Source organism: Novosphingobium sp. SG751A (assembly GCF_013149295.1).
Classification (GTDB): Bacteria; Pseudomonadota; Alphaproteobacteria; order Sphingomonadales; family Sphingomonadaceae; genus Novosphingobium.
On sequence record NZ_JABGCB010000007.1, the window covers coordinates 161,177 to 185,006 of the forward strand.

Here is a 23,830-nt window from a genome sequence, read left to right on the forward strand (position 1 = left end):
ACCGGCGATCCCCGGCAGGCGGGATCAGGCCGCCCGAGGCATGGTCAGATGCGCTGGCGCAATCTGGCGAAATTGCGTGATGAATGCCTCCAGCACTTCGCCCTCCAAGACGAAGTTATGGCGGAAATCGGGCAGCACCCCGCCCTCCAGCACCGCGGACAGAGCCGCGCGGGCGCGCGCGATCCGGCTCTTGACGGTGCCGACGGCCACGCCGCAGATTTCGGCGATTTCCTCATAGCTGACGGAACCCACCGCCATCAGGATAAGCACCTCGCGCTGGGCATCGGGCAGCGTTTCGAGCGCGCGCAGGACGTCCGCAGCTTCCATCTGACTTTCCTGATCGCCCGGCGTGTTCAGGATGGTTTCGGCCACGCTTTCATCATAGTCGCCCACGAAGCGTTCGCGGCGCAATTGTCCGAAATAGTGATGGCGCAGAATGGTGAAAGTCCAGGCCCGGAAGCTGGTGCCTCCGACATAGCGGTCGCGCGCAGCCCATGCCTTCATCAGCGTTTCCTGGGCCAGATCATCAGCCCGGTCGCGATTGCCGCATAGCGTGCGGGCAAAGGCGCGCAAATGGGGGATGGCCGCCGTCAGCTCCTTGTGAAACTCGGCATCGCTCAGCGGTGCGCCGGATACGGCACTGTTCTTGCCGCCTTTTTCGGATCGCTCGGTCATGCGAAATTTCCTTTTTAGGTCCTCACAAGGGCTAACGTCCCGATTACGTGAAGGTTCCATCGCGGTGCGGCGCCGAACTTTAGAAAATTATTCCTTATTATCATATATATAAGCAAAAATCTCACCCCTGCGCAAAAATTTTGTCGCAATTTGCACGGTCAGCGGAACCTGTCGCGCGCTGAGCTGTTTGAAAAGCAGGCCATTACTCGCTGCGAGGACATCCATGACTTTGATCACTGAGCGCGCCGGTTCCTTTCGCAAACCTGGCGATCTTGCCGCCTCGCTGCCCTATCTGCGCCGCTATGCGCGCTCGGTAACAGGGCGTCAGGCCAGCGGCGATGCCATCGTGCGCGCCACGCTCGAAGCCTCGCTGCAGGATCCTGCGCTGCTGGCCGAAATCAACAGTGGGTCGGTCGGCCTGTTTCGCGCCTTTACCAAAGTATGGACCACCAGCGACGCCGGTTTCGCGCGCGGGGCCGAAAGCTTCGCCGCCGAAACCGCCTCGCAGATCGCCCGCGTGCCCAGCTTTCCCCGTCAGGCGCTGCTGCTCAACCAGCTTGAGGATTTCTCGATTGCCCAGACCGGAGAAATTCTGGGGGTGAGCGAGGAGGAGGCGGCCGATCTGGTGCAGCAGGCAATTGCCGATCTGGCGCTCGACCGGCCGGTCGATGTGCTGATCATCGAGGATGAGACGCTGATCGCCAGCCATCTGGAGGATATCGTGGCCGATGCAGGCCACCGCGTGATCGGCAACGCCACCACCGCAGCCGAGGCCCAAACGATCTTTGCCGTCAAACGTCCCGGCCTGGTGCTGAGCGACATGCAGTTGGCCGATGGCAGCTCGGGGGCTGATGCGGTGGATTCGATCCTGCGCATCGGCGATGTGCCGGTGATCTTCATCACCGCCTTTCCCGAATTGCTGCTGACGGGCGAGCGCCCCGAACCGGCTTTCCTGATCGGCAAGCCATTTCGCGATGAAACCGTGCGTGCCGCAATCAGCCAGGCGCTGTTTTTCGGATCGCATGTAGACAAATAGCCGTCGAAGCGCTGTCATTGGCGCGGTCGATATGCGATGTTTCGATGAATGGAACAAGCCCGTGAAAGAAGTTCCTCCCTTCAACGCCGATGGGGCCAAGGCGGTCGTTGAAATCCCCGCGCCCTCCCCTTCGGCTTCTCCGCAGGCATCCACCCCGGCGCCCCCGCCGGCGTGGAGCCAGGATATCCGCGCCTATTACCATGCTGCGGCCGAAGAACCGGTGCCGCAGGATTTTGTCGACCTGATGGCGCAGATCGCCAAACAGATCGGGAAATAACCCCGCATTCCGCAATGGAACCTCTGCCCGCCCTGGGCATTTCTTTTCTGTAATCGCCCTTTGGCGATCACCACGAAAGAAATAAAGGAGGAAAGCGATGCTTCTTTTTCTTGCCATTGTGCTGGTTGTTGCGTGGATCGGCGGCTTTGCCGTGTTTCATGTCGCAGGTGCGCTGATCCATCTGCTGCTGATTTTCGCCATCGCCTCCTTTGTGCTTCATCTGATCACCGGGCGCTCCTCGGTCAGTTGAACATCACAGGAAAGGAGAAAGACATGGGTATCATCATCTGGCTCCTCTCGGGAGCCTTCGTGGGCTGGCTGGCCAGCCTGATCATGCGGCGCGACGGGCAACAGGGCTTTCTGGGCGATATGGTGGTGGGCATTGTGGGTGCCTTTATCGGCGGGCTGCTGTTTGCGGGCGGGACGATCAACGACGGCGTGATATCGCTGGGCACCATTCTGGTCTCGGTGGTAGGCGCGGTGGTCCTTTTGGCCATTGTCAATCTGGCTCGACGCGGTTCTCTGCGCTGAGCCTGCCGGCTCCTTCACCCTGCCCCCCTCTATGCACAAAGCCATAGTGAGATATAATCAGTTTGTGTTGTCGCGATTCCCGCCCCGTCCTGCTCCGGTCTGCATCGCTATGACCTTGCGTTCATGACCTATGCTCAAGGCCTGTCCTTTGCGCTGCTGCTGGGCGCCATTGCGATGTTTGTGTGGGGGCGGTTTCGTTATGATCTGGTGGCGCTGGTTGTGCTGGTCATTGCGATGGCCACCGGCGATGTTCCCGTCAAACAGGCCTTTACCGGCTTTACCAGCGATGTTGTCATTATCGTCGGTTCGGCGCTGGTGATCAGCGCGGCGATTGCCCGCTCGGGCGTGATCGAATGGGCGGTGGGACCTTGGCTGGAGCGGCTGCGCACCGCTCAGGTTCAGGTGCCGGTGCTGGCAGGAACCACCGCGATCCTCTCGATGCTGACCAAGAATGTAGGCGCGCTGGCGATCCTGATGCCAGTGGCATTGCGCATCGGGCGCAAGACCGGCACATCGCCCGCCAGCCTGCTGATGCCGATGGCCTTTATGTCCTTGCTGGGCGGACTGGTCACGCTAGTGGGCACATCGACCAACATCATCGTCAGCCAGATCCGCCAACAGGAGCTGGGCCGCCCCTTTGCCCTGTTCGATTTTGCGCCGGTCGGTCTGGTGCTGACGGCGCTGGGCCTGCTGACGGTCAGCGTGGCATGGCGGCTGCTGCCCAGCAAGCGGCAGGGCGCGGCCAGTCTCGATGCCGCCTCGGCCCAGACGCGTTATACCACCGAGGCGCGCATCACCCCAGAACTGGCGGAGAGCGGCGTCACCATCGCGGATCTGCGCCTCAACGATGACGGGGTGATGCTGCGGCGGCTGATCGGGCCGGATGGGGCGGCGCGCCCCGCCCTGCCCGATGCCGCGCTTCAGGCGGGCGGTTGCCTTGTGCTGGAGGGGCAGGACGAAGCGCTCGACCGCCTGTTTGCCCGCGTGCCGCAACTGCATGGGCGCGAAACGCGGCGGATGAGCAAACCCGAACCCGGCGAGGAAATGCGCAGCATCGAGGCGGTGGTGCAGGAACACTCGCTGCTGGTGGGCCAGACCGCACAGGAGGTCGGCCTCTATGACCGTTTCGGCGTCCATCTGATAGGCATCGGCCGCAGTCAGGAGCGGATCACCGAGAGGCTGGACGAAACCGCCCTGCGCGCGGGCGATGTGCTGGTGCTGCGCGCGGGGGAAAGGGCCCTGCCCGCCATCCTGACCGATCTTGACCTGCTGCCCCTGTTCGAGCGCCACGTGAAACTGGGCGACCGGAGGCAGAGGTTTTTACCGATCATCGTGCTGGCAGGCGCTATGGTGATGGTTGCCTGCGGGGTGGCGCCGGTGGCGGGGGCCTTCTTTGGCGCGGCGGTGATGATGATGGTGGTGGGCGCGCTTTCCCCGCGTGAGGCCTATGGCGCGCTCGAACCCGAAGTGCTGGTGCTGCTGGGAGCTTTGACGCCGATCAGCGAGGCGGTGCATCATAGCGGCGGCACCGAAATCATCGCCCATGTGATGACCGGCCTGCTCGACGGCATGGCGCCGATCCTTGCGCTGGGGCTGATGATGGCGGCGGCTATGGCCTGCTCGCCCTTCCTCCATAATGCGCCCACGGTGCTGTTGCTGGGGCCGGTGGCGGTCGGCGTGGCGCGCGGGCTGCATCTCAATCCCGATGCGTTTTTGATGGCAGTGGCCACGGGCGCGGGATCGGATTTCCTGACCCCGGTGGGCCATCAGTGCAACACGCTGGTGATGGGGCCGGGCGGCTATCGCTTCGGCGATTACTGGCGGCTGGGCCTGCCTTTGTCGATCATGGTGATTGTCGCCGGGACGCTGGCCATCGACCTGTTCTGGCCCTTGTAGGCGCGCGCGATCAGGCGCGCGCCAAGGCTTTCAACGCAAAGATCCGCGCCGAAACAGATTGACCAGACCCAGCAGCACGATGGCGCCCACCAGCGAGACCGAAAAGCTGCCGATGGTCAGCGGGCTGTTGTTGATATCCCCGTGCGAGAACATCAGCCCGCCGATAAAGGCGCCGACCACGCCGATGACGATATTGCCGAACAGGCCCATGCTTTCGCCCATGATCATGCCCGCCACCGCCCCGACCAGCGCGCCGATGACAAGCCATAAGAGAATGCTCATCGTAACTCTCCTTGATTGACTGATATGCCATCAACAGCGGTCGGGGCGCGATGTTCCATGGTCTGTCGCGCGCGGGGCCATGCTGCGCCCGCATAAAGACGTAAATTTGCAGAGGGGCCATGCAACCTTCCCGCGTTTCGATTCTTTCATCCTCAGCGCGCAGGCACAGCTCGCCAACGAAAAGGCCTGCGGTAAGGAAGGAAGGAAACCCATGAGAAATCTTGTTCTTGCAGCCGCGTTGGCCTCTTCCGCTCTGGCCACCACAATTGCCACCACCGCCCATGCCGAAACCGGCCCCTATGTGACGGTCGAAGGCGGCGCAGTGCAGCATGAGCGCATCGACATCCGTGACGGCAGCGGCAATTTCCAGCGCAACAACCGAGCCAAGCTGGGTTGGCAGGCCGGCGGCGCGGTCGGCTATGACTTTGGCAATTTCCGCCTTGAGGCCGAAGGTTTCTATGACAAAACGGCGCTGAGAAGCGAATACCGTCCCAACGGCACCCCGCTGCCCAATGGCTATTTCAATAATGGCAACGGCTTTTACGGTCATACCGAAACCACCGCCGGCATGGTCAATGCGCTGTTCAGCGTGGGCAAATGGGGCATGTTTAAGGCCTATGCCGGTGCCGGCGCGGGCTATGCGCGGGTGGATGTGTGGGCCGATAACGGCACGGTCGGCGGCCTGCGCGGCCATGACGAAGGCTTCGCCTGGCAGGCGCTGGCAGGGATCAGCGCGCCGCTCAGCAAGAATGTCGACCTGGGCATAAAATATCGCTATTTCCGCCCCGAGGACGCCAAGCATTTTACCGACCGCGAAGGCGCGTTTCAGGGGGCCAAGGTGCGCAGCCATGCCGTGCTGGCCACGCTGACCTATAATTTCGGCCGCGCCGCCGAGCCTGCGCCCGAACCCGCACCGCCGCCGCCCCCGCCGCCGCCCGTGGCCGAGGCTCCGCCGCCCCCGCCGCCCCCGCCGCCGCCGCCCGCTCCGGTCTGCAACAAGGGGCCCTATATCGTGTTCTTCGACTGGGATAAGTCAGAGCTCACCAGCGAGGCGGCCAGCATTCTGGACAGCGCGGTTCAGGCCTATGGCAATTGCGCCAGCGTGCCGGTGATGGTGGCCGGTTACACCGACAGTTCGGGCACGCCCAAGTACAACCTCGGCCTGTCGGCCCGCCGCGCGGACTCGGTCAAATCCTATCTGACCAGCCACGGCATCGGCAGCGCCTCGATCACCACGCAGGGCCTTGGCGAAGCCAACCAGCGCGTTCCCACCGCCGATGGCGTGCGCGAACTGCAAAACCGCCGTGTGGAAATCACCTACGGGCCGGGCGCAGGTAACTGAGCAAGCCACCCTCTTAACGAAAAGGGCCGGAGCAATCCGGTCCTTTTTTGTTGCTCCGGCACCTCAATGCGCGGTTAGTTCAGCTCCCGTACCTTTCAACGCATCCGCAATAGCCCGATCCAGCCGGTCATGCAGTATCAACTGGCCCGAAGAAGAAAGATGCCCGGCATCATGATAGGCAATCCGCCCATTAGGCGCGATCAATCGCAGCGAACCATCGGCATTGTGCATCAGATCAGCAATTTCCAAAACCGTCACTTTGGGACCCGACAGTCGGGCAAGAACCGACTGCGCGCGAAGCCGCTGCCGCAAGCGCTCTTCCGGTTCGTAAACCGGCAAATGGACTGCCCCCGTCGCGATAGCCATACGAGAAGCATTTTCGGGCACATTCGGCAATTGCCCTATCAGCATGATACGATCCGCATAAGGCAAAAGCCGATCCAGTGCATGCTGCATATGGGTCACGCCATCCGCAGGAAGTTTGGCGCCCCAAGCTTGAGCGACAATAATCAGCGCGAAATGCCTACCATGCAGATATTGCTCAACCTTGGGCCATTGGGTACCATCTTCTTCGGGCAATTCGTTATGCGCGGCAGCAGCCAGCAAATTGGCGCGCAAGGATCTGGCTCGGGCGATCTGGGCAATGTCATGGGCATACATTGCTCCCTGGCTATCACCCATCAGCAACAAAGCCGGGGCCTTGTCACCATTGACGGCAATGCCCCCCGAGGCGATCGATTTTTCAGGAGCAGAAAGATAGTTGCTTCTGCGAATGCTCCATCCAGCCAGACTGATAATCGCGGCGGTTGCCACGAACATCGCGAAGGCAAATTTCATATGGCCGGGAGCATTCAGATATTTTCGCGACGGCGCCTCAATATAGTAATAAGATAGTATTGCTGCCAGAAATGACAGAACCACCATACCAATATACGCGACGTACTGAGAATAATCGTAAAGACTGTAATTCAAAAATGAAAATACAACCCAGTGCCAAAGGTAGAGCGAAAAAGAAATTTTACCAATAAACACCAAAACCGGCCACGACAGGACGCGCGCAACAAACCCCGGCTCGGTCGCCGCTTGCCCCCCGGCCGCCGACAGCATGAGCGCCGCGCCGCCGACAGGCAGGATCGCTATCCACCCGGGAAAGCCGTCCCCCCGCGCGAAGATCATCCCAAGGCATACCAGAATCAGGCCGATATTCATCCTCAATCCGGGTGCGGGCCAGCCAGCCACCTTGCCATCACGCTTCAGCACCGCCAGCGCAGCCCCGACGAGCAATTCCCAGGCGCGCGTATGCAACAAATAATAGGCCGCCACCGGCATCCTAGGGGTCAAAATAATACTGGCGATATATCCCAGAACACACAGCCCGATCAGGATCGCAGCGCAATTTTTGCGCCAGAACCTTGCCACCACATGCATAAAAACTGGAAAAAAAACGTAAAACTGCTCTTCAACCGACAAAGACCAATAGTGGATCAAAGGCTGAGCATCGACTGAAGCCTTGAAATAGCCCCCTTCAAACAACTGCTTGAAATTCATGACCGACAGCATCGCAGCCGCAGCATTCGCGCCCAGCGAGGCGTAATCCTGGCGGTCATATAACAGCATCCCGGCAATCAACGCCGCAACCACGGTGACGGTCGCGGCCGGTGCGATGCGGGCAATACGGCGTTGATAAAATTGGAAATAAGAGAATCGCCCAGCATCCAGCGCAGCAATAATCAGCGTGGAAATGAGAAATCCCGATATAACAAAAAATACATCGACCCCGACAAATCCACCGGGTATGTAATTTTTATTTAAATGGAATATAAAAACAGACATGACAGCAATTGCCCTCATGCCGTCAATTTCTGTAATATAGCCACCTGAGGTTTCGTGATGCAAATTAGCCTTGTGACGCACTGCACTGGAAACACTCATAATCAACTCCATTTGCACGCCATTTATAGAGGCACGTTTCTGGCGAAGCGCTCAAAACCATGATTGGGCACCTATCCGTGTCCGCTTTATTAGATAAAGCGAACCGCCCTTTCTTAGGAATTCCATGCCAGCCATAAGTGCAATGCCTTATCCGGCAACTACCATAGGTTTTGCTGCATAGCGACAAAGTATGTTGCCTTAGCGAAAGAAAGCTGTCCCGCATTTGGTCGATTACAGCCTTCGCTCCCACCGCCCAAACCACATTTCAGCTCCCGGCAAAGTCTGCCAGAACGAAGGGCTGCTTGCGCTTAACCGGCCCAGCATAAACCCGACCCAATGTCTCAACGCACCCATGTCGCGCAATGACGCATGGACATTGCCCGCCCCGCGCCCAATCTGCGCGCCGTCAACCATAGCCATGAGGACCCTCATGCCAGCCGACAGGGGCGCAAACACGATGCAGGACCGCCGCAGCTTCATCCGCGCCATGATGGAAACCGCAGGCGTGGCGGCCGCCTTTACCCCCGCCATCGCCCGCGCGCTGGAAATCCCGGCCGATCGCCGGACGGGCACCTTGCAGGATGTGGCCCATGTGGTGATCCTGACGCAGGAAAACCGCTCGTTTGACCATTATTTCGGCACGATGCGCGGGGTGCGCGGCTATGGCGACCGCTTTGCCGTTCCTGCCCCGCCGCTGCCGCTGGCGCCCCATCGCACCGTGCTGTTGCAACCCAACGAACATGCCGAGGCCGACCCCGCGCTGATCGCGCCGTTCCGGCTGGACACGAAGGTCGATTTCCGCCTCTATCGCCCGCTGGGCACGCCCCATGTCTTTCCCGACAGCCAGGCCGCATGGGACAATGGCCGGATGGGCGCATGGCCCCATGCCAAGCACAATCACGCCATGGCCCATTTCACCCGCGCCGACCTGCCATTCCAATATGCGCTGGCCGAGGCCTTTACTCTTTGCGATGCCTATCATTGCTCGATGCATGGCGGCACCAACCCAAACCGCCTGTTCATCTGGAGCGGCACGCATGACCCGCTGGGCCAGGGCCATGGGCCCGCGCTCGACAATGGCTATGACACAATGGAGGCCGATCCGGCGCATCACGGCGGCTATCGCTGGATGACCTATCCCGAAAGGCTGATGGCCGCAGGCATCGGTTTCCAGATCTATCAGGACATGGCCGACAATTTCTCGGACAACCCGCTGGTGGGTTTTGCCGCCTATCGCGCGGCCCGCTCGGGCCTGTCGCGTGAGGCGGCGATGCTGGCCCGGCGGACACTGGCTACGCGCTCGCTTGAGGATCTGCGGGGCGATGTCATGGGGGGCCGCCTGCCCCCGGTCTCATGGATCGTCGCGCCCGCCGCGCAATCGGAACATCCGGGCGCCTCCACTCCGCTGCAGGGCGCCGATTACACCGCCCGCGTGCTTGATGCGCTGACCGCCGATCCTGCGGTCTGGGCGCGCACAGTCCTGCTGGTCAATTTCGACGAGAATGACGGGTTGTTCGACCATATGCCGCCGCCCGCGCCGCCCGCGCGGCTGAATGGCCGGATGATCGGGGCCACCACGATAGCGGCCGAGGACGAATATCACCGTGTCTCGCATAATGCCGGGGATGCGGCCTATCTCGACCGGCCCTATGGGCTGGGCATGCGGGTGCCGATGTATGTGATCTCGCCATGGAGCAAGGGGGGCCATGTCGCCTCCGAAGTGTTCGACCACACCAGCATCCTGCGCTTCCTTGAGGCGCGCTTTGGCGTGGCCGAGCCCAATATCAGCGCATGGCGACGCGCGGTTTGCGGCGATCTGACCTCATGCTTTGATTTTGCCGCGCCTGATGCGCAGGCTTTCATGGCCGCCATGCCCGCCACCGCCGATCTGTCGCGGCGCGCGGCGGGGCTGGTCGAAGTGGCCCCGCCGCTGCCCGCTCAACCCGTCGCGCCCGTGCAGGAAACCGGCCTGCGCCCCCGGCGGGCAACGCCCTATCGTCTCGATGCGGCACTGACAGGCGGGCGACTGGTCTTTGCCAATCGCTCGGCGGCGCGGGCGGCGGTGTTTCATGTCTATGATGTGGCAAGGCCCGATCTGCCCCCGGCGCGCTATACGGTGGGGGCGGGGCGCGAGTTGGCCCATGATCTGGGAGCTGCGGGGGCGGGGGCGCGGGCCGATCTCTTCGTGGTCGGGCCCAACGGTTTTCACCGCCGGTTGACCGGCCCGACCGACCGGTTCGAAGCCAGTCTGAGCGATGCGGCGCAATTGCTGATCCGTAATCGGACCTCGGCCCCGCTCTCGATCACGATCAGCGATGCCGCCTATGGCGCGGCCCCTTTAACGCTATCCCTTGCCCCGCATGAAACGCGCAGCATCGCGCTTGATCTGACGGCCAGCCACGGGTGGTATGACCGGCGGATCGAAGCGGGCGATCAGGTCTGGCGGATGGCGGGCCATATCGAGACGGGCAAGGCCTCCTTTTCCGACCCGGCGGGCGGCGGCCCCGGCCCGCTCAACCTGTCGGGCTAAAGCTCGTCGGCGCGGCGCATTCTCCCGGCGCGGCATCGCACAGCCAAAGCGCGGCGCAAATCCGTGGGGAGATCAGGCAGGTGGGGCCGGAAAGGGCAATGGCGGAGCGGCAGGGATTCGAACCCTGGATACGCTTTTGGCGTATACTCACTTTCCAGGCGAGCGCCTTCGACCACTCGGCCACCGCTCCGCAACATGCACTGGAAGGCAGGCCCCTAGCGATGAAACGCGGCTTGCGCAAGAGAGGGCGCGCAGGCAGATTGCCTTGATGTGCAAAAAGATTGTTCTGTCCGCCGCCTTTGCCCTTTCCATCACGCAGATGGCCGTGGCGGCCCAGCCGGAAAAGCCCAAAACCCGCCCCAGCGCCGAGATCATCAAGGCGGCCCCGGCGAGCGACTGGCGCGAGATTGACCCGGCCGACCTGCTGGTGATGGTGCTGGCCCCGGATGGCAATGGCAAGTCGCGGCAGGTCATCATCCAGCTATTGCCCGCGCCCATCAGTCAGGGCTGGATCGGCAATATGCGCAAGCTGGCCGCTGCGCATTGGTGGGACAATGGCGCGGTCTATCGTGTGCAGGACAATTGGGTCGCGCAATTTGGCGATCCCGATGAGGATACGCCCCAAGCCAAACCGCTGCCGCCCGGTTTGGCCAAAGTGCCCGAAAGCGATTATCTGCTGCGCGCCTTTGCTGCGCCGGAATATATCAATCCGGGCCGCGATGCCTATGCGCCGCATACGGGCATCGACATGGGCTTCCCCATGGCCTTTGATGACAGCCATGTCTGGCCCACCCATTGCTATGGCTCGGTGGGCGTGGGGCGCAACAATTCGCCCGACACCGGCATGGGCGCCGAGCTCTATGCCGTGATCGGCACGCCCCCGCGCCAGCTTGACCGCAACATTGCCGTGGTGGGCCGGGTGATCGAGGGCATCGAGCATCTCTCCTCGCTGCCCCGCGCGCCGGGCAACGGCATGTATAATGACAAGGCGAAGAACACGCCGATCCTCTCGATCCGGCTGGGCAACGAACTGCCCGCCGCCGATCAACCGCATTTCGAATATCTCTCCAGCGCCAGCGCCTCGTTTCGCGATTATGTGAATGCGCGGGTCAACCGGCATGACGATTTCATCATCTATGCCCCCGGCAACGCCGACATCTGCAACATCCCGATTCCCATCCGGCGCAAAGGGTGAGATGCGGCGATAACAGGCGGGGATGAGCTGCCACGCGGCCTTGCATGGCCGATGGCGAAAACCTATTCATACCGCAAATTCGTATTCAAACCCTAGGATTTCCGCGCCATTCCCGGGCGATGAACTGGCGCAAACCCCATCATGGCGCTAGATCATCCGGGCAATGGGCCACCACCAAGGCGGCCCGATGAACCATGGCGCGGAAGCACTCCAACCCAAGGAGAATGCCGTGACAGACGTGACACCCGAGGGGACTCCATCGATGAGCTTTACCGCCGACAAGCTGCTGCTGTTTGGCGCCACCGGCGATCTTTCGCAGCGCATGCTGCTGCCCTCGCTGTGCGCGCTCCATGCCGACGCTCTGGTGCCGGAAAAGCTCAACATCATCGGCACGGCGCGTTCCGACCTTGATGACGATGGCTTCCGCAATTTCGCGGCCGACGCCTTGAACAAATTCCTGCCCGATTATCGCAAGAGCGCGATTCCCGGCTTTCTCCAGCGGCTGACCTATCAGGCGCTCGACGCGAATCAGACCGCGCAATTTGCCGATCTGGCGGCCAAGGTCGGCCCGCGTCAGGATGGTCTGGCGATCTTCCTGTCCACCGCGCCCAGCCTGTTCGAGCCCACCATCGCCGGGCTTCAGGCCAGCGGCCTTGCCGACGAGACCAGCCGCATCGGCCTTGAAAAGCCGCTGGGCACGGATCTGGACACCAGCCGCCATATCAATGACGCGGTGGCCTCGGCCTTCCCGGAAGACCGGATTTTCCGCATCGACCACTATCTGGGCAAGGAAACCGTCCAGAACCTGATGGCGCTGCGCTTTGCCAATATCCTGTTCGAGCCGATCTGGAACGCGCATTATATCGAGCATGTCCAGATCACCGTGGCCGAAACCGTGGGCCTTGAAGGTCGCGTGGGCTTTTACGACGGCGCGGGCGCGCTGCGCGATATGGTGCAGAACCATATGCTGCAACTGCTCGCTTTGGTGGCGATGGAGCCGCCCAGCCGTTTCGACCCGGCCGCGATCCGGGGCGAAAAGACCAAGGTCCTGCGCTCGCTCCGCACGGTTGCCGCGGGCGACACCGTGACCGGCCAGTACCGCGCGGGCGCGATCAACGGCGCCTCGGTGCCGGGCTATTCCGACGAACTGGGCAAGCCTTCGGCCACCGAGACTTTCGTGGCGATCAAGGCGCATATCGACAACTGGCGCTGGAAGGGCGTGCCCTTCTATCTGCGCACCGGCAAGCGTCTGCCCAAGCGGACCACCGAGATCGTTGTCCAGTTCCGCCCGGTGCCCCATTCGATGTTTGCCCAGCGCGGCGCGATTGCCCAGCCCAACCGGTTGGTCATCGGCATCCAGCCGGAGGAAAACATCACCTTCACCACCAATGCCAAGGTGCCGGGTCTGGATCGCGGAGGCTTGCGCCTGCGCGAGGTGCCGCTCGACATCAGCATGGAAGACGCCTTTGCCGGCCCGACCAAGCGCATTGCCTATGAGCGCCTGCTGCTCGACCTGATCGAGGGCGACCAGACGCTGTTCGTCCGCCGCGACGAGGTGGAGGCGCAATGGGCCTGGATCGACGGCGTGCGCAAGGTGTGGACCGACAATGGCATCACGCCCAATCCCTATGGCGCAGGAAGCTGGGGGCCGACCGCCGCCATCGCCCTTGCCGCCAAGGATGGCGTGGCGTGGCACGAATAATCGGGCACGAATAATCGATAGGATAAAGCTGATGGCTGAACTGCACCCCACTATCGCCCGCGTGACCGAGCGCGTGATTGCCCGGTCCAAGGACACGCGCGCGGCCTATCTCGACCTGATGGCGCGCGAAACCGACCGTCATGGCGATCGTTCGGCCTATGGCTGCTCCAACCTTGCCCATGCCTATGCGGGCGCAGTGGAGGATCAGAAGACGCTGGCCTTCACCCGCGGCCAGAACATCGGCATCGTTACTGCCTATAATGACATGCTTTCCGCCCATCAGCCCTATGCGCGTTTTCCCGATGCGATGAAGATCTATGCCCGCGAAGTGGGCGCGACGGCACAGGTCGCGGGCGGCGTTCCGGCCATGTGCGACGGCGTGACGCAGGGCATGGACGGGATGGAGCTGTCGCTCTTCTCGCGCGACACGATTGCGCTCTCCACCGCCGTTTCGCTCTCGCATGCCGTGTTTGACAGCACCGCGCTGCTGGGCATTTGCGACAAGATCGTGCCGGGTCTGGTGATCGGCGCTTTGCGCTTTGGCCATCTGCCCTCGATCTTTATCCCGTCTGGCCCGATGCCCAGCGGCATTGCCAATAAGGAAAAGCAGAAGACCCGCCAGCTTTACGCCGAAGGCAAGGTGGGCCGCGAGGAATTGCTCAAGAGCGAGATGGGTTCCTACCATTCGCCCGGCACCTGCACCTTCTATGGCACCGCCAATTCCAATCAGATGATGATGGAAATGATGGGCCTGCAATTGCCCGGCTCCAGCTTTGTGCCGCCCAACACCCCGCTGCGCAGCCAGTTGACCCGCGCCGCCGTCCATCGCCTCACGCAAATCAGCCGCAAGGGCGCCGATCCGCGCCCGATGGGCGAAGTGGTCGATGAAAAGGCGATCCTGAACGCCTGCATCGGCCTGCTGGCCACCGGCGGCAGCACCAATCACGCGATCCACCTGCCCGCGATGGCGCGGGCGGCGGGCGTGCTGATCGACTGGGCGGATCTGGATGAATTGTCCTCGGTCGTGCCGCTGATCGCGCGCGTCTATCCCAACGGCTCGGGTGACGTGAACCATTTCCACGCCGCAGGCGGCATGGGCTATGTCATCCGCGAGTTGCTGGGGGCCGGGCTTTGCCATGGCGACATCCTGACCGTGGCCGAGGGCGGTTTTGCGGCTTACGCCACCGAGCCCTATCTCGAGGGCGACGCTCTTGCCTTCCGCCCCGCTCCGCAAGTCAGCCATGATCCGGCGATGCTCTCGACCGTGGCCGAGCCGTTCCAGCCCGACGGCGGGATGCGTCTGGTTCAGGGCAATCTGGGCCGCGCGACATTCAAGTCCTCCTCGGTGGAAAAGGAGCGCTGGACCATCGAGGCCCCGGCGCTGGTCTTCAACAGCCAGGAAGAAGTGCAGGCCGCGTTCAAGGCGGGCGAACTGGAGCGCGACTGCGTGGTGGTCGTGCGTTTTCAGGGGCCGCGCGCCAATGGCATGCCCGAACTGCACAAGCTGACCCCGCCGCTCGGCGTGCTTCAGGACAAGGGCTTCAAGGTGGCGCTGGTCACCGATGGCCGCATGTCGGGCGCGTCCGGCAAAGTTCCCGCCGCCATCCACGTCACGCCTGAAGCCCTTGCGGGCGGCGCGCTGGCGCTGGTGGAAAATGGCGACATCATCCGCGTCTGCGCGCAAACCGGCACGCTGGAGGTGAAGGCCGACCTCTCGACCCGCACCGCCGCAACGCCGCCGGTCGCCGCGATGGGCGTGGGGCGCGAATTGTTCGCCATGTTCCGCGCCGGGGCCGATGGCGCCGAAAAGGGCGGCTCGGCCATGCTGGCGCTGGCAGGTCTTTGACGCTAAAGGCCTGACGACGGAGGGGATTCATGGAACTCGTTACGGTAGATATTGGCGGCACCCACGCGCGCTTCACCATTGCCACGATCGGCGATGATGGCGCGATCACGCTGGACGAACCGGCCACACTGAAAACCAATGAACATGCCAGCTTTGAAACGGCATGGGAGCATTTCGCGCAGATCTCGGGCCGCGCCTTGCCGCGCGCCTTGGCTCTGGCCGTGGCCGGGCCGGTGGGCGGCGAACTGATCCGCTTTACCAACAATCCCTGGGTGATCCTGCCCGATCAGCTGCCCGAGCGTTTGGGCGTGGACAAGGTCACCATCGTCAATGACTTTGGCGCGGTGGGCCATGCCGTGGCCCGCGCGGGCGAAGAGCATTTTCAGCACCTGACCGGGCCGGACACACCGCTGCCCGCCAGCGGCACGATCACCATCGTCGGCCCCGGCACGGGCCTTGGCGTGGCGCATGTGTGGCGCGACGGCAACGGCTTCTATCACGTTCAGGCGACCGAAGGCGGCCATCTCGATTTCGCCCCGCTCGATGCGGTGGAGGACGCGATTCTGGCCCGTCTGCGCCAGCGCCACCGCCGCGTTTCGGTGGAGCGCGTGGTGGCAGGCCCCGCGATTGTCGATATTTACGAAACGCTGGCCGCGCTGGAGCAGCGCCCCGTGCTGCATACCGACGACCGCACGATCTGGACCAAGGGCACCGCGGGCGAGGACACGCTGATGGCGGCGGCCATCGACCGTTTCTGCCTCTCGCTGGGTTCGGCGGCGGGCGATCTGGCGCTGGCGCAGGGCGGTTCGGCCGTGGTCATCGCGGGCGGGCTTGGTCTGCGAATCAAGGACACGATCCTCTCCTCCGGCTTTGCCGAACGTTTCCGCGCCAAGGGCCGTTTTGAAAGCCTGATGGCCAGCCTGCCGGTCAAGCTGATTACACACCCGCAGCCGGGCCTGCTTGGCGCCGCCGCCGCGTTTCAGAAGGAACATGCATGATGAGCGACATCCCTACCTCTGGCCCTACCCCCGCCTCCGCCCGGATCGACGCCATCATGCGCACCGCCCCGGTGATCCCGGTGCTGGTGATCGACCGTCTTGAAGACGCGCTGCCGCTGGCCGAGGCGCTGGTGGCCGGTGGCCTCAAGGTGCTTGAGGTGACGCTGCGCACCGAATGCGCGCTCGACGCCATCAAGGTTATGAAGCAGGTGCCGGGCGCGATTGTCGGCGCGGGCACGGTGCTGAACCCCGACGATCTGGCGCGCGCGATTGACGCAGGGAGCGAATTCATCGTCTCGCCGGGCCTGACCCCGCGTCTGGGCGAAGCGGCGGTTGCGGCTGGCATCCCCTTCCTGCCCGGCACGGCGAACGCTGCCGACATCATGCTGGGTATGGATCTGGGCCTCAACCGCTTCAAATTCTTCCCCGCCGAAGCCAGCGGCGGCGTCAGCGCCCTGAAGGCCATCGCAGGCCCCTTCGGCTCGGCCCGTTTCTGCCCCACCGGCGGCATCACGCTGGCCACCGCGCCGAACTATCTGGCCCTGCCGCAGGTGCTCTGCGTCGGCGGCAGCTGGATGGTGCCCAAGGGCGCCGATGCGGCCGCCATTACCGCTGCTGCCGCGGCGGCGGCGGCGCTTAAAGCCTGAAATTGAATACCCTGCCCGCGCAAGCCATCGGCGCGGGCAGACATTTCCCTTCTTCCATTTGCCAAACCAAATTCGTCTGCGGCTTTGCAGTCCCTCTTTTCCTGCCCGCCGATCATGGCCATAGTCAGGGGCAAGACCATAAGGGCAGGAGAGGCAAAGCAGGCCGCCAGCACATGGGCCACAGCGCCCGACGGGAGTGTCCATAAAGATGAGCCAGATTGCCGCCCTTTCGCAGCGTTTGCAGGATTTGCACGCGACGACCGAAGAAACCCCGCTGTTCAACCCGGTGTTTCAGCTCTCCCTCGAACTCTCGCGCCAGATTGAAAGCGGCGAGCTTGGCCTCGACAAGGTCGAGGCGATGGTGGCCGAGCTGGAATGCGAAGGGCTTCAGGCACGGGCCCGGCGGCTGCATCGCCTGCTCGAACCGGTCGAGCCGGAGGCCAATATCGCCCGCGTGAAGGGCCATGCCGAGGCGGGCGATTTTGCCGCTTTCGCCACGCGCTGGGGCCGCCCGGCCGCCCATATCGTGTTCACCGCGCATCCCACCTTCCTGCTGAACAAGGCCCAGACCGCGACAGTGGCCCATGCGGCCAGCCAGGGCGATTTCGGCCCGGCCACCTGCGCAGCCACGGCGGCGCGCGACACGATCACGCTGGACACCGAGCATGACGCCGCGCTGGCCGCCATCGCGCGCGGGCATACCGCGCGGGCCAAGATCACCCAGACCCTGTTCAACACCGCCCGCGCCCGCTGGCCCCAGCAATGGCGGGCGCTGCGCCCGATGCCGATCCGCTTTGCCTCGTGGGTGGGCTATGACATGGACGGGCGGACGGACATCGGGTGGAACACCTGCATCCGCTATCGCCTGATGGAAAAGGCCCAGCGCCTCTCTGCCTATGCCGCCGATCTGGCCGAGGCCGCGCCCGATATTGCCACGCGCCTGCTGGCCGGGGCCGAGCGCGCCGAGGAAATGGCCGCGCTCTTTGCCCGCGACATGAAGGACCCGGCCACCCTGTCGGAGGCCGCCAACACGCTGACCGGGGATCATCCGGCCAAGATGACCAGCCTGTCGGGCATCATTGCCGAGCTGGAAACGCTGGCCGCCACGGCCCCCGACGATATGGCCGAGGTGCTGCTGACCACGGTGGCCGCGATGCAGGCCGATGGGCTGGGCATGGGCTGGGTGCATTTCCGCGTCAACTCCAGCCAGCTTCAGAACGCCATCCGTCGCCGCATCGATCCTGATGGCCGCCTCGATCTGGCCAGCCAGGCAGCCCTGGTCAAGATGCGCGAGCTGCTGGCCACGGCCAAGGTGCTGCGCAGCAATTTCGCCGCGCTGGCGATTGAAAACAGCACCGCGATCCGCCTGTTCCTGACCATGGCGCAGATCCTGCACCATGTGGACGCCGACACGCCGATCCGCATGCTGGTGGCCGAATGCGAACAGCCCACCACGATGCTGGCCGCGCTCTATTTCGCCAAGCTGTTCGGGATCGAGGACAAGGTGGATGTCTCGCCCCTGTTCGAGACGGAAACCGCGCTTGAGCATGGTGGGCGTTTCCTCGACGCGCTGCTGGCCGAACCGGCCTATCGCGCATATGCGCGCGGGCGCGGGCGTGTGTCGATCCAGACCGGCTTTTCGGACGCCGGGCGCTTTGTGGGCCAGATCCCCGCCGCGCTGGCCATCGAGCGCCTTCAGGGCCGCCTTGCCGAGGCGATGACTGCCAACCAGCTTTCGGACGTCTCCGCGCTGATTTTCAACACCCATGGCGAAAGCATGGGGCGCGGCGCGCATCCGGCCTCGATGGCGGATCGTCTGGCTTGGCCGCTCTCGCCATGGGCGCGGCGCCGTTTCGTGCGGGCGGGCATCCGGCTTGAACCGGAAGTCAGCTTTCAGGGCGGCGACGGCTATCTCTTCTTTGGCAGCGATGAACTGGCCTTGGCCACGCTCACGCGCTTTATCGAGCTGGCGCCTGCCGAAACCGACCCCTATGCGCCGACCGATCCGTTCTATCGCCGCACAGACCTGTCCCTCGACTTCTACCGCGCGATCCGGCGGGTTCAGCAGGGCCATCTGGCCAGCGCCACCTACAGCCGCGCGCTGACCGCCTTCGGCCTTGGCCTGCTGAACGACACCGGCAGCCGCAAGAGCCGCCGCCAGAGCGACGTGTCCTCCGACCGCACGATGTCTTTGCGCCAGATCCGCGCGATCCCGCATAATGCGGTGCTGCAACAGCTCGGCTATCCGGTGAACATCATCGCAGGCGCAGGCAGCGCGGCCGAGGGCAATTACGAGGAACTGGCCAATCTTCTGCGTTCATCCGAACGCGGGCGCCAGATCGTGCGTCTGGTGCGCGCCGCCAATGCGCTGGCCAGCATCAAGACGATGACGGCCTTTGGCGAACTGTTCAACAGCGCCTATTGGGCCAGCCGCCCCTATCGCGGGCATGAGGATCATATTTCCGAGGGCTGCCTCGCGCTGGCCGAATATCTGACGGGCGATGATCGGGCGGGCGTGTTCCGCCGCCTCTCGACGCGCCTGCGGGTCGATGCTTTGAAGCTCCACCGCCTGCTCTCGCTGATCCCCGACGAGGCGCCCCTGCCCGACCGCGAACATACGCGCCGGATGATAGGTGTGCTTCAGGCGCTGCGTCTGGCGCTGTTCCAGCATATGTTCCTGCGCGTGGTCATGGTGCCGCAATTCAGCCGCGCCAATGACATCGCGCGCGAGGACGTGCTGGAAATGGTGTTTACGCTGCGCATCGACGAAGCGCTGGCGCAATTGCGCCGCGCCTTCCCCACCAGCTTCCCCAGCCTCGATGATTTCCGGGTAGATGAGCCGGCCGATTACCCCGACGATGCCGCCCATGGCTATGGCGTCATCCGCAGCGATTATATCGAGCCGATCGAGCGCGCCTATGGCCTTGCCCTGCGCATCGGCACGGCGATTGCCAATGAATTTGGCGCGCATGGGTAAAATGTGATCGGATGGGGCGGGCGCAAATCCGTCCCATCCTGATACAGGCTTCACAGACCTCTGGCGCTCCGGCACAAGGTAACGCATCTTTAACCATAGCGTTTAACCTTGCCTGCGAGTCTGCCTCATCATGCCCACCGGCGCCCATCTCTCCCCTGCCGCCGACCGGTTTCTGGCTCCGCGCGCGCTGATCATCACGGGCGGGCTGGGGCTGGCGGTGCTGGCGGGCCTCGCGCTGATCGAGGCAGATGAACGGAGCGGCACCGCCCATCTGCCCCGCGATGTCGTGATCGCCGCGCGCCCGCAACTGGCGCATCAGATCGCGCTCGGCATCGATCCCTATGCCTCGGCGCAAGGGGTCAGCTTCGACACGCCCGCCACCACCATCGGCACGCGTAACCCCGGCAAGGGCGGCGGCGTGATGCCCATGGCCACGCAATCGCCCACCGACCGCCGCTTTGTCATCCGCCGCATCCTGCCGATTTCCGGGCCGATCAAATATGGCCAATGGGCATGGGACGAGGATGGTGTGCCGCCCGGCCCGCTGGTCATCACGGTTGACCTGGAGGCGCGGGTGCTCTCGGTCTTCCGCAACGGGTTTGAAATCGGCGCCACCGCTGTCCTGCTGGGCACGCAGGAAAAGCCGACCCCCACCGGCACCTTTCCGATCAGCCAGAAGGACAAGGACCACGTCTCAAACCTCTATGACGCGCCCATGCCCTATATGATGCGGTTGACCGATGACGGCATCACGATCCATGCCACCAATGTACGCAATGGCTTTGCCAGCCATGGCTGCATCGGCGTCCCGCTGGATTTCGCCCGCAAGGTGTTTGGCGAAGCCCATATTGGCGACAAGGTGTATATCACACGGGGCAAGCAGGTGGGTCTGGGCGACGCTCTGGTGGATTAAGCCCGGCGCCCACTAAACACGACGAGGGCGGGCCTTCATAAAGCTCCACACGCCCGGACCAGGCCGGGCCACCACATCGCCGATCGACACAGGCTGGCGCGCCAGCAGACTGTCAAAGGCGCGGGCCACGGCATTGCCGCGCGGGGCATGGCCGTCGATCTCTTCAACAATCCGGGCGATGACGCGCATGGCAATCGCGCGCGGCGCGGCGGGACGATAATTCACCCCCAGCCCTTCGCGCACCACCCACGCCCCATATTCCCGGTCCGCCGCCCAATCGAGCGCGGCATCGGCATCGGCCAGGTTTTCCGCACTGCGCGCCCATGCGCCCACATCCAGCCAGTCCGCCCCCGCCAACGCCTGACGCACGCGCACGCGGTCAAAGGCGGTGTTGCGGTTCGAGGGATCATCGGCCGCGTTTAATCCGGCACTGGCCACCACAGCGGCCAATTCGGCCCGCCGCCAGCCCAGCACCGGGCGGATCAGCAAATGCTCGGCTCCCGGCACCCAGCCGCGCTCGCGCACCCCGGCAAGGCCCGCGACCCCACTGGCGCGGTTCAGGCGCATCACCAGCGTCTCGGCCTGATCGTCGGCATGATGAGCCGTGGCCAGCGCCGCCACGCCCTCGCGTGCCATCCAGTCGGCCAGAGCAGCATAGCGCGCGGCGCGGGCCTCGGATTGCACATTGCCCGGCTCGACCGAAACGCTCAGCACCTCATGCGCCAGGCCCAGATCGCGACACACCGCCGCCACCTGCGCCGCCTCATCCGCGCTTTCCGCGCGCAGCCCATGATCGACCGTGGCCGCGCAGACCCCGCCGGGCCGCGCCGCCGCCGCCAACAGCAGCAGTCCAAGCGAATCCGGCCCGCCGGACACCGCGATCCCCAGCTTCAAGCTCGGATCACGCGCGCCCTCGGGCCAGACCTGCGCCAGACTCTGTGTGAAACGATCCGCGATCAGTTGCACTTCACCTTGGCGCGAATGCCGTCATAGGCCGATTTCAAGCGCCCGCCCGCATCCGCCGGATAGCCATCGGCAAATTCGCCCAGAGCGATACAGGCGCGATTGATGTCCTTAAGCTCGATCATCGCCTCGGACAGATAGAGCAGGCTGTCGGACGCGCGAGCGCCCTTCTTGTCGCTCTGATAGTTCTGGAGGAACCACGGGGCCGCATCGCGCGGCTTGCCATCGTCCAGATAGGCGCGGCCCAGCAGGTTGCGCGCATAGCTCACGCGCTTATGCTTGGGATACTGGTCCAGATAGAGCTTGAGCTGCTGCTGCGCCTCGGGGAAGAACTTGGCCTCCCACAGCTTGTAGCCATAGGAATATTCATCCTCGCCTGCATCGCCGGTCGAAGGCTTGGTGATAGCCTTGACCGCCGTGACGCGGCTGGCAGGCGCGGGCGCAGGCTTGACCACCGGCGCAGCGACCGGAGCCGGGGCGGGCGCAGGCTTGACCACGGGGCGCGGCGCGGGGGCCGGTTCGGCCACGGCTGGCGGGGCCGGCTCGGGCGCAGCCACAGCGGCGCCCTGTTCGACCGGGGCATTGGCCGCCGGGCGGGCGCCTTCAAGCTGGTGAACGTGGTTGGTCAATTCCTCAACCTGCGCGGTCAGGCGGGCATTTTGCGATTCCACCGCCGAAAGGCGCGCCAGAATATCGGTCAGCGCCGTATTGGCGGGCGGCGCGGCGGGAGCCTCGGCCGCAGCGGCCGGGGCCGCGCCGGGCGCCGGATTGGGCGCCTGCTGGCCGAACAGCTTGGTATCGCCACCGGGGAACACCTGCCGTTGCAGGGCCCGGACCTCGGCCTCCAGCTTGCGCATGCGGATTTCGCCTGCCGTGCCTTCCTGCGCCTGCGCCGGAATGGCGCTGCCCGTCCAGAGCAGCGCTGCCAGCGCCACGCCAGCCAGCCTGATCCGCTGCTTATACATCATCTTTCTTCAACTCCCACGGCGCGCCCGATCACGGGCGGCCCAGATCATCGGTTGTTCCATGCCCCAAATGCACAGTGCCGCAAGCCACCCCCTGCTGTCGAGTGCGGGTTAAGGCGTAACGGTGGATGGCGTGGCGGGTGCGGCAGGTGCAGCTTGCGCATCAGCCGTCGGCGCGGGCCGGGGGCGCGGGAAATGGCGCAACGGGCGCGGGGCCGCAACGGGCGACGGAGCTGCAACGGGCGCATTGGCCGCGCCGGGGATCAGCCCGGCCGCTGGCGTTGCGGCGGGGGCAGGTTGGCCACGCTCCAGCAAAGCCTTGGCCGAGATCGGCACATTCTTGACGATCTCAGGCGTCTTGCTGATCGGGGGCACGTCCTGACCGCCCACAGTGATCGCCAGCTTGTCGGGGCGGCCGGTCCACACGCGCGGGTCCTTGGCATCCTCGGGCAGCGTATAGGTCTCACCCATCGCCAGTTGCTTTTGCACCAACTGCTTGCCGTCGGCGTCCGAAACCTTGATCCACAGCTTGTCCATCTGCGCGGTCAGCACGACGGGGCCGGTGGGCGCGCTCGATGCTTCTGCGCTGGGCGCCTCGCTGGGCGCGGCCGACGCGGCCTGGCTGGGCACGGCGCTGGGCACTTCGTCGGGGATCAGCGAGGGCAGGCTGTCGGTCGATCTGGAATTGTTCTGCCACCAGATGAAGCCGCCGATGGCCGCCACCAGCAGCACGAAACCGGCCATCCAGGCAAAGCGCGAAGAGGGCACGCGCGCCGGATCGCCCGGCGCAAAGGCGGGCGAGGCGGGCACTTCGGGTTCGGGCGCGGCGCGCGAATAATCGCGGCCCATCGCATCAACCAACGTGGCCGGGTCCAGCCCGACGCTCTTGGCAAAGGTGCGGGTAAAGCCGAAAACATAGGTGCGGCCCGGCAGAGCGGCAAAATCGCCGGTTTCCAGCGCGCCCAGATGGCGTTCGGAAATCTTGGTCCGGGCCGACAGTTCCGCCAGAGTCAGTCCCGCCGCCTCACGCGCGGCGGCCAGCCGCTGGCCCGCGCTGGCGGGCTGGCCGCTGGTTGGAGAAGCGAATTCTGACTCATCTACGCTCATGGCGATCCCGAAATCC

Annotated in this window: 21 protein-coding genes and 1 tRNA gene; 14 read left to right on the forward strand and 8 right to left on the reverse strand. The window is 64.1% G+C overall.

Annotated features, from left to right (window positions below):
* Positions 1-24: 24 nt before the first annotated feature.
* Together FHW96_RS11335 and FHW96_RS11340 are read right to left on the reverse strand one after the other, a co-directional pair.
* Positions 25-675 carry a sigma-70 family RNA polymerase sigma factor gene (locus FHW96_RS11335; protein WP_172340679.1) on the reverse strand — a complete coding sequence of 217 codons (651 nt, stop codon included), beginning with the start codon at positions 673-675 and terminating at the stop codon, positions 25-27.
* Positions 676-762: 87 nt separating this feature from the next.
* A complete protein-coding gene (locus tag FHW96_RS11340) occupies positions 763-900 on the reverse strand; it encodes a hypothetical protein (RefSeq protein WP_172340680.1) in 138 nt (45 codons plus the stop codon).
* Between FHW96_RS11340 and FHW96_RS11345 the strand changes: the two genes are divergently transcribed.
* The 5 genes from FHW96_RS11345 to FHW96_RS11365 all read left to right on the forward strand — a co-directional run bounded on the left by FHW96_RS11345 (position 899) and on the right by FHW96_RS11365 (position 4,415).
* Complete coding sequence (locus FHW96_RS11345) at positions 899-1,711, forward strand: response regulator (protein WP_172340681.1); 813 nt, start codon at positions 899-901, stop codon at positions 1,709-1,711. The two genes, FHW96_RS11340 and FHW96_RS11345, sit on opposite strands and share 2 nt — an antisense overlap.
* Before the next feature lie 61 nt (positions 1,712-1,772).
* Positions 1,773-1,988 carry a NepR family anti-sigma factor gene (locus tag FHW96_RS11350; protein ID WP_172340682.1) on the forward strand — a complete coding sequence of 72 codons (216 nt, stop codon included), beginning with the start codon at positions 1,773-1,775 and terminating at the stop codon, positions 1,986-1,988.
* A gap of 97 nt (positions 1,989-2,085) precedes the next feature.
* Positions 2,086-2,238: a lmo0937 family membrane protein gene (locus FHW96_RS11355; RefSeq protein ID WP_172340683.1), complete on the forward strand. Its 153-nt coding sequence runs from the start codon at positions 2,086-2,088 to the stop codon at positions 2,236-2,238.
* Between the two features lie 23 nt (positions 2,239-2,261).
* On the forward strand, positions 2,262-2,519 hold the full coding sequence (locus tag FHW96_RS11360) for a GlsB/YeaQ/YmgE family stress response membrane protein (RefSeq protein ID WP_172340684.1): 258 nt from the start codon (positions 2,262-2,264) through the stop codon (positions 2,517-2,519).
* A gap of 123 nt (positions 2,520-2,642) precedes the next feature.
* Positions 2,643-4,415: an SLC13 family permease gene (locus FHW96_RS11365; protein ID WP_172340685.1), complete on the forward strand. Its 1,773-nt coding sequence runs from the start codon at positions 2,643-2,645 to the stop codon at positions 4,413-4,415.
* A 30-nt stretch (positions 4,416-4,445) separates the two neighbouring features.
* Here the strand turns inward: FHW96_RS11365 and FHW96_RS11370 are convergent, their stop codons facing one another.
* Complete coding sequence (locus FHW96_RS11370) at positions 4,446-4,697, reverse strand: GlsB/YeaQ/YmgE family stress response membrane protein (RefSeq protein WP_172340686.1); 252 nt, start codon at positions 4,695-4,697, stop codon at positions 4,446-4,448.
* Positions 4,698-4,908: 211 nt separating this feature from the next.
* Between FHW96_RS11370 and FHW96_RS11375 the strand changes: the two genes are divergently transcribed.
* Positions 4,909-6,039, forward strand: coding sequence for an OmpA family protein (locus FHW96_RS11375; protein WP_172340687.1), 1,131 nt, complete (start codon positions 4,909-4,911; stop codon positions 6,037-6,039).
* Between the two features lie 63 nt (positions 6,040-6,102).
* Here the strand turns inward: FHW96_RS11375 and FHW96_RS11380 are convergent, their stop codons facing one another.
* A complete protein-coding gene (locus FHW96_RS11380; protein WP_172340688.1) occupies positions 6,103-7,971 on the reverse strand; it encodes an acyltransferase family protein in 1,869 nt (622 codons plus the stop codon).
* 430 nt (positions 7,972-8,401) lie between these two features.
* Between FHW96_RS11380 and FHW96_RS11385 the strand changes: the two genes are divergently transcribed.
* Positions 8,402-10,501 carry a phosphocholine-specific phospholipase C gene (locus FHW96_RS11385; RefSeq protein ID WP_253950885.1) on the forward strand — a complete coding sequence of 700 codons (2,100 nt, stop codon included), beginning with the start codon at positions 8,402-8,404 and terminating at the stop codon, positions 10,499-10,501.
* Positions 10,502-10,600: 99 nt separating this feature from the next.
* Here FHW96_RS11385 and FHW96_RS11390 read toward each other — a convergent pair.
* A tRNA-Ser gene (locus FHW96_RS11390) sits at positions 10,601-10,691 on the reverse strand.
* Positions 10,692-10,769: 78 nt separating this feature from the next.
* Between FHW96_RS11390 and FHW96_RS11395 the strand changes: the two genes are divergently transcribed.
* From FHW96_RS11395 to FHW96_RS11425, 7 genes are all read left to right on the forward strand, one after another.
* A complete protein-coding gene (locus FHW96_RS11395) occupies positions 10,770-11,696 on the forward strand; it encodes a peptidylprolyl isomerase (RefSeq protein WP_172340689.1) in 927 nt (308 codons plus the stop codon).
* Between the two features lie 262 nt (positions 11,697-11,958).
* The gene (gene zwf, locus FHW96_RS11400) at positions 11,959-13,398 is read left to right on the forward strand and encodes a glucose-6-phosphate dehydrogenase (protein WP_172340816.1); all 1,440 of its coding nucleotides are present in this window, start codon (positions 11,959-11,961) and stop codon (positions 13,396-13,398) included.
* Between the two features lie 31 nt (positions 13,399-13,429).
* The gene (gene edd, locus FHW96_RS11405; protein ID WP_172340690.1) at positions 13,430-15,244 is read left to right on the forward strand and encodes a phosphogluconate dehydratase; all 1,815 of its coding nucleotides are present in this window, start codon (positions 13,430-13,432) and stop codon (positions 15,242-15,244) included.
* Positions 15,245-15,273: 29 nt separating this feature from the next.
* Positions 15,274-16,242, forward strand: a complete 969-nt coding sequence (locus tag FHW96_RS11410; RefSeq protein ID WP_172340691.1) for a glucokinase — start codon at positions 15,274-15,276, stop codon at positions 16,240-16,242.
* A complete protein-coding gene (locus tag FHW96_RS11415) occupies positions 16,239-16,889 on the forward strand; it encodes a bifunctional 4-hydroxy-2-oxoglutarate aldolase/2-dehydro-3-deoxy-phosphogluconate aldolase (protein ID WP_305849694.1) in 651 nt (216 codons plus the stop codon). The genes FHW96_RS11410 and FHW96_RS11415 overlap by 4 nt, the downstream gene beginning before the upstream one ends.
* 208 nt (positions 16,890-17,097) lie before the next feature.
* Complete coding sequence (locus FHW96_RS11420; RefSeq protein ID WP_172340692.1) at positions 17,098-19,866, forward strand: phosphoenolpyruvate carboxylase; 2,769 nt, start codon at positions 17,098-17,100, stop codon at positions 19,864-19,866.
* Positions 19,867-19,996: 130 nt separating this feature from the next.
* Positions 19,997-20,779 carry a L,D-transpeptidase family protein gene (locus tag FHW96_RS11425; RefSeq protein ID WP_172340693.1) on the forward strand — a complete coding sequence of 261 codons (783 nt, stop codon included), beginning with the start codon at positions 19,997-19,999 and terminating at the stop codon, positions 20,777-20,779.
* 12 nt (positions 20,780-20,791) lie between these two features.
* Here the strand turns inward: FHW96_RS11425 and tilS are convergent, their stop codons facing one another.
* From tilS to FHW96_RS11440, 3 genes are all read right to left on the reverse strand, one after another.
* The gene (gene tilS / locus FHW96_RS11430) at positions 20,792-21,745 is read right to left on the reverse strand and encodes a tRNA lysidine(34) synthetase TilS (protein WP_371815693.1); all 954 of its coding nucleotides are present in this window, start codon (positions 21,743-21,745) and stop codon (positions 20,792-20,794) included.
* The gene (locus FHW96_RS11435) at positions 21,736-22,710 is read right to left on the reverse strand and encodes a tol-pal system YbgF family protein (RefSeq protein ID WP_253950886.1); all 975 of its coding nucleotides are present in this window, start codon (positions 22,708-22,710) and stop codon (positions 21,736-21,738) included. Before FHW96_RS11435 ends, tilS begins: the two co-directional genes overlap by 10 nt.
* Positions 22,711-22,818: 108 nt before the next feature.
* Complete coding sequence (locus FHW96_RS11440) at positions 22,819-23,814, reverse strand: helix-turn-helix domain-containing protein (RefSeq protein ID WP_172340694.1); 996 nt, start codon at positions 23,812-23,814, stop codon at positions 22,819-22,821.
* Positions 23,815-23,830: the final 16 nt, after the last annotated feature.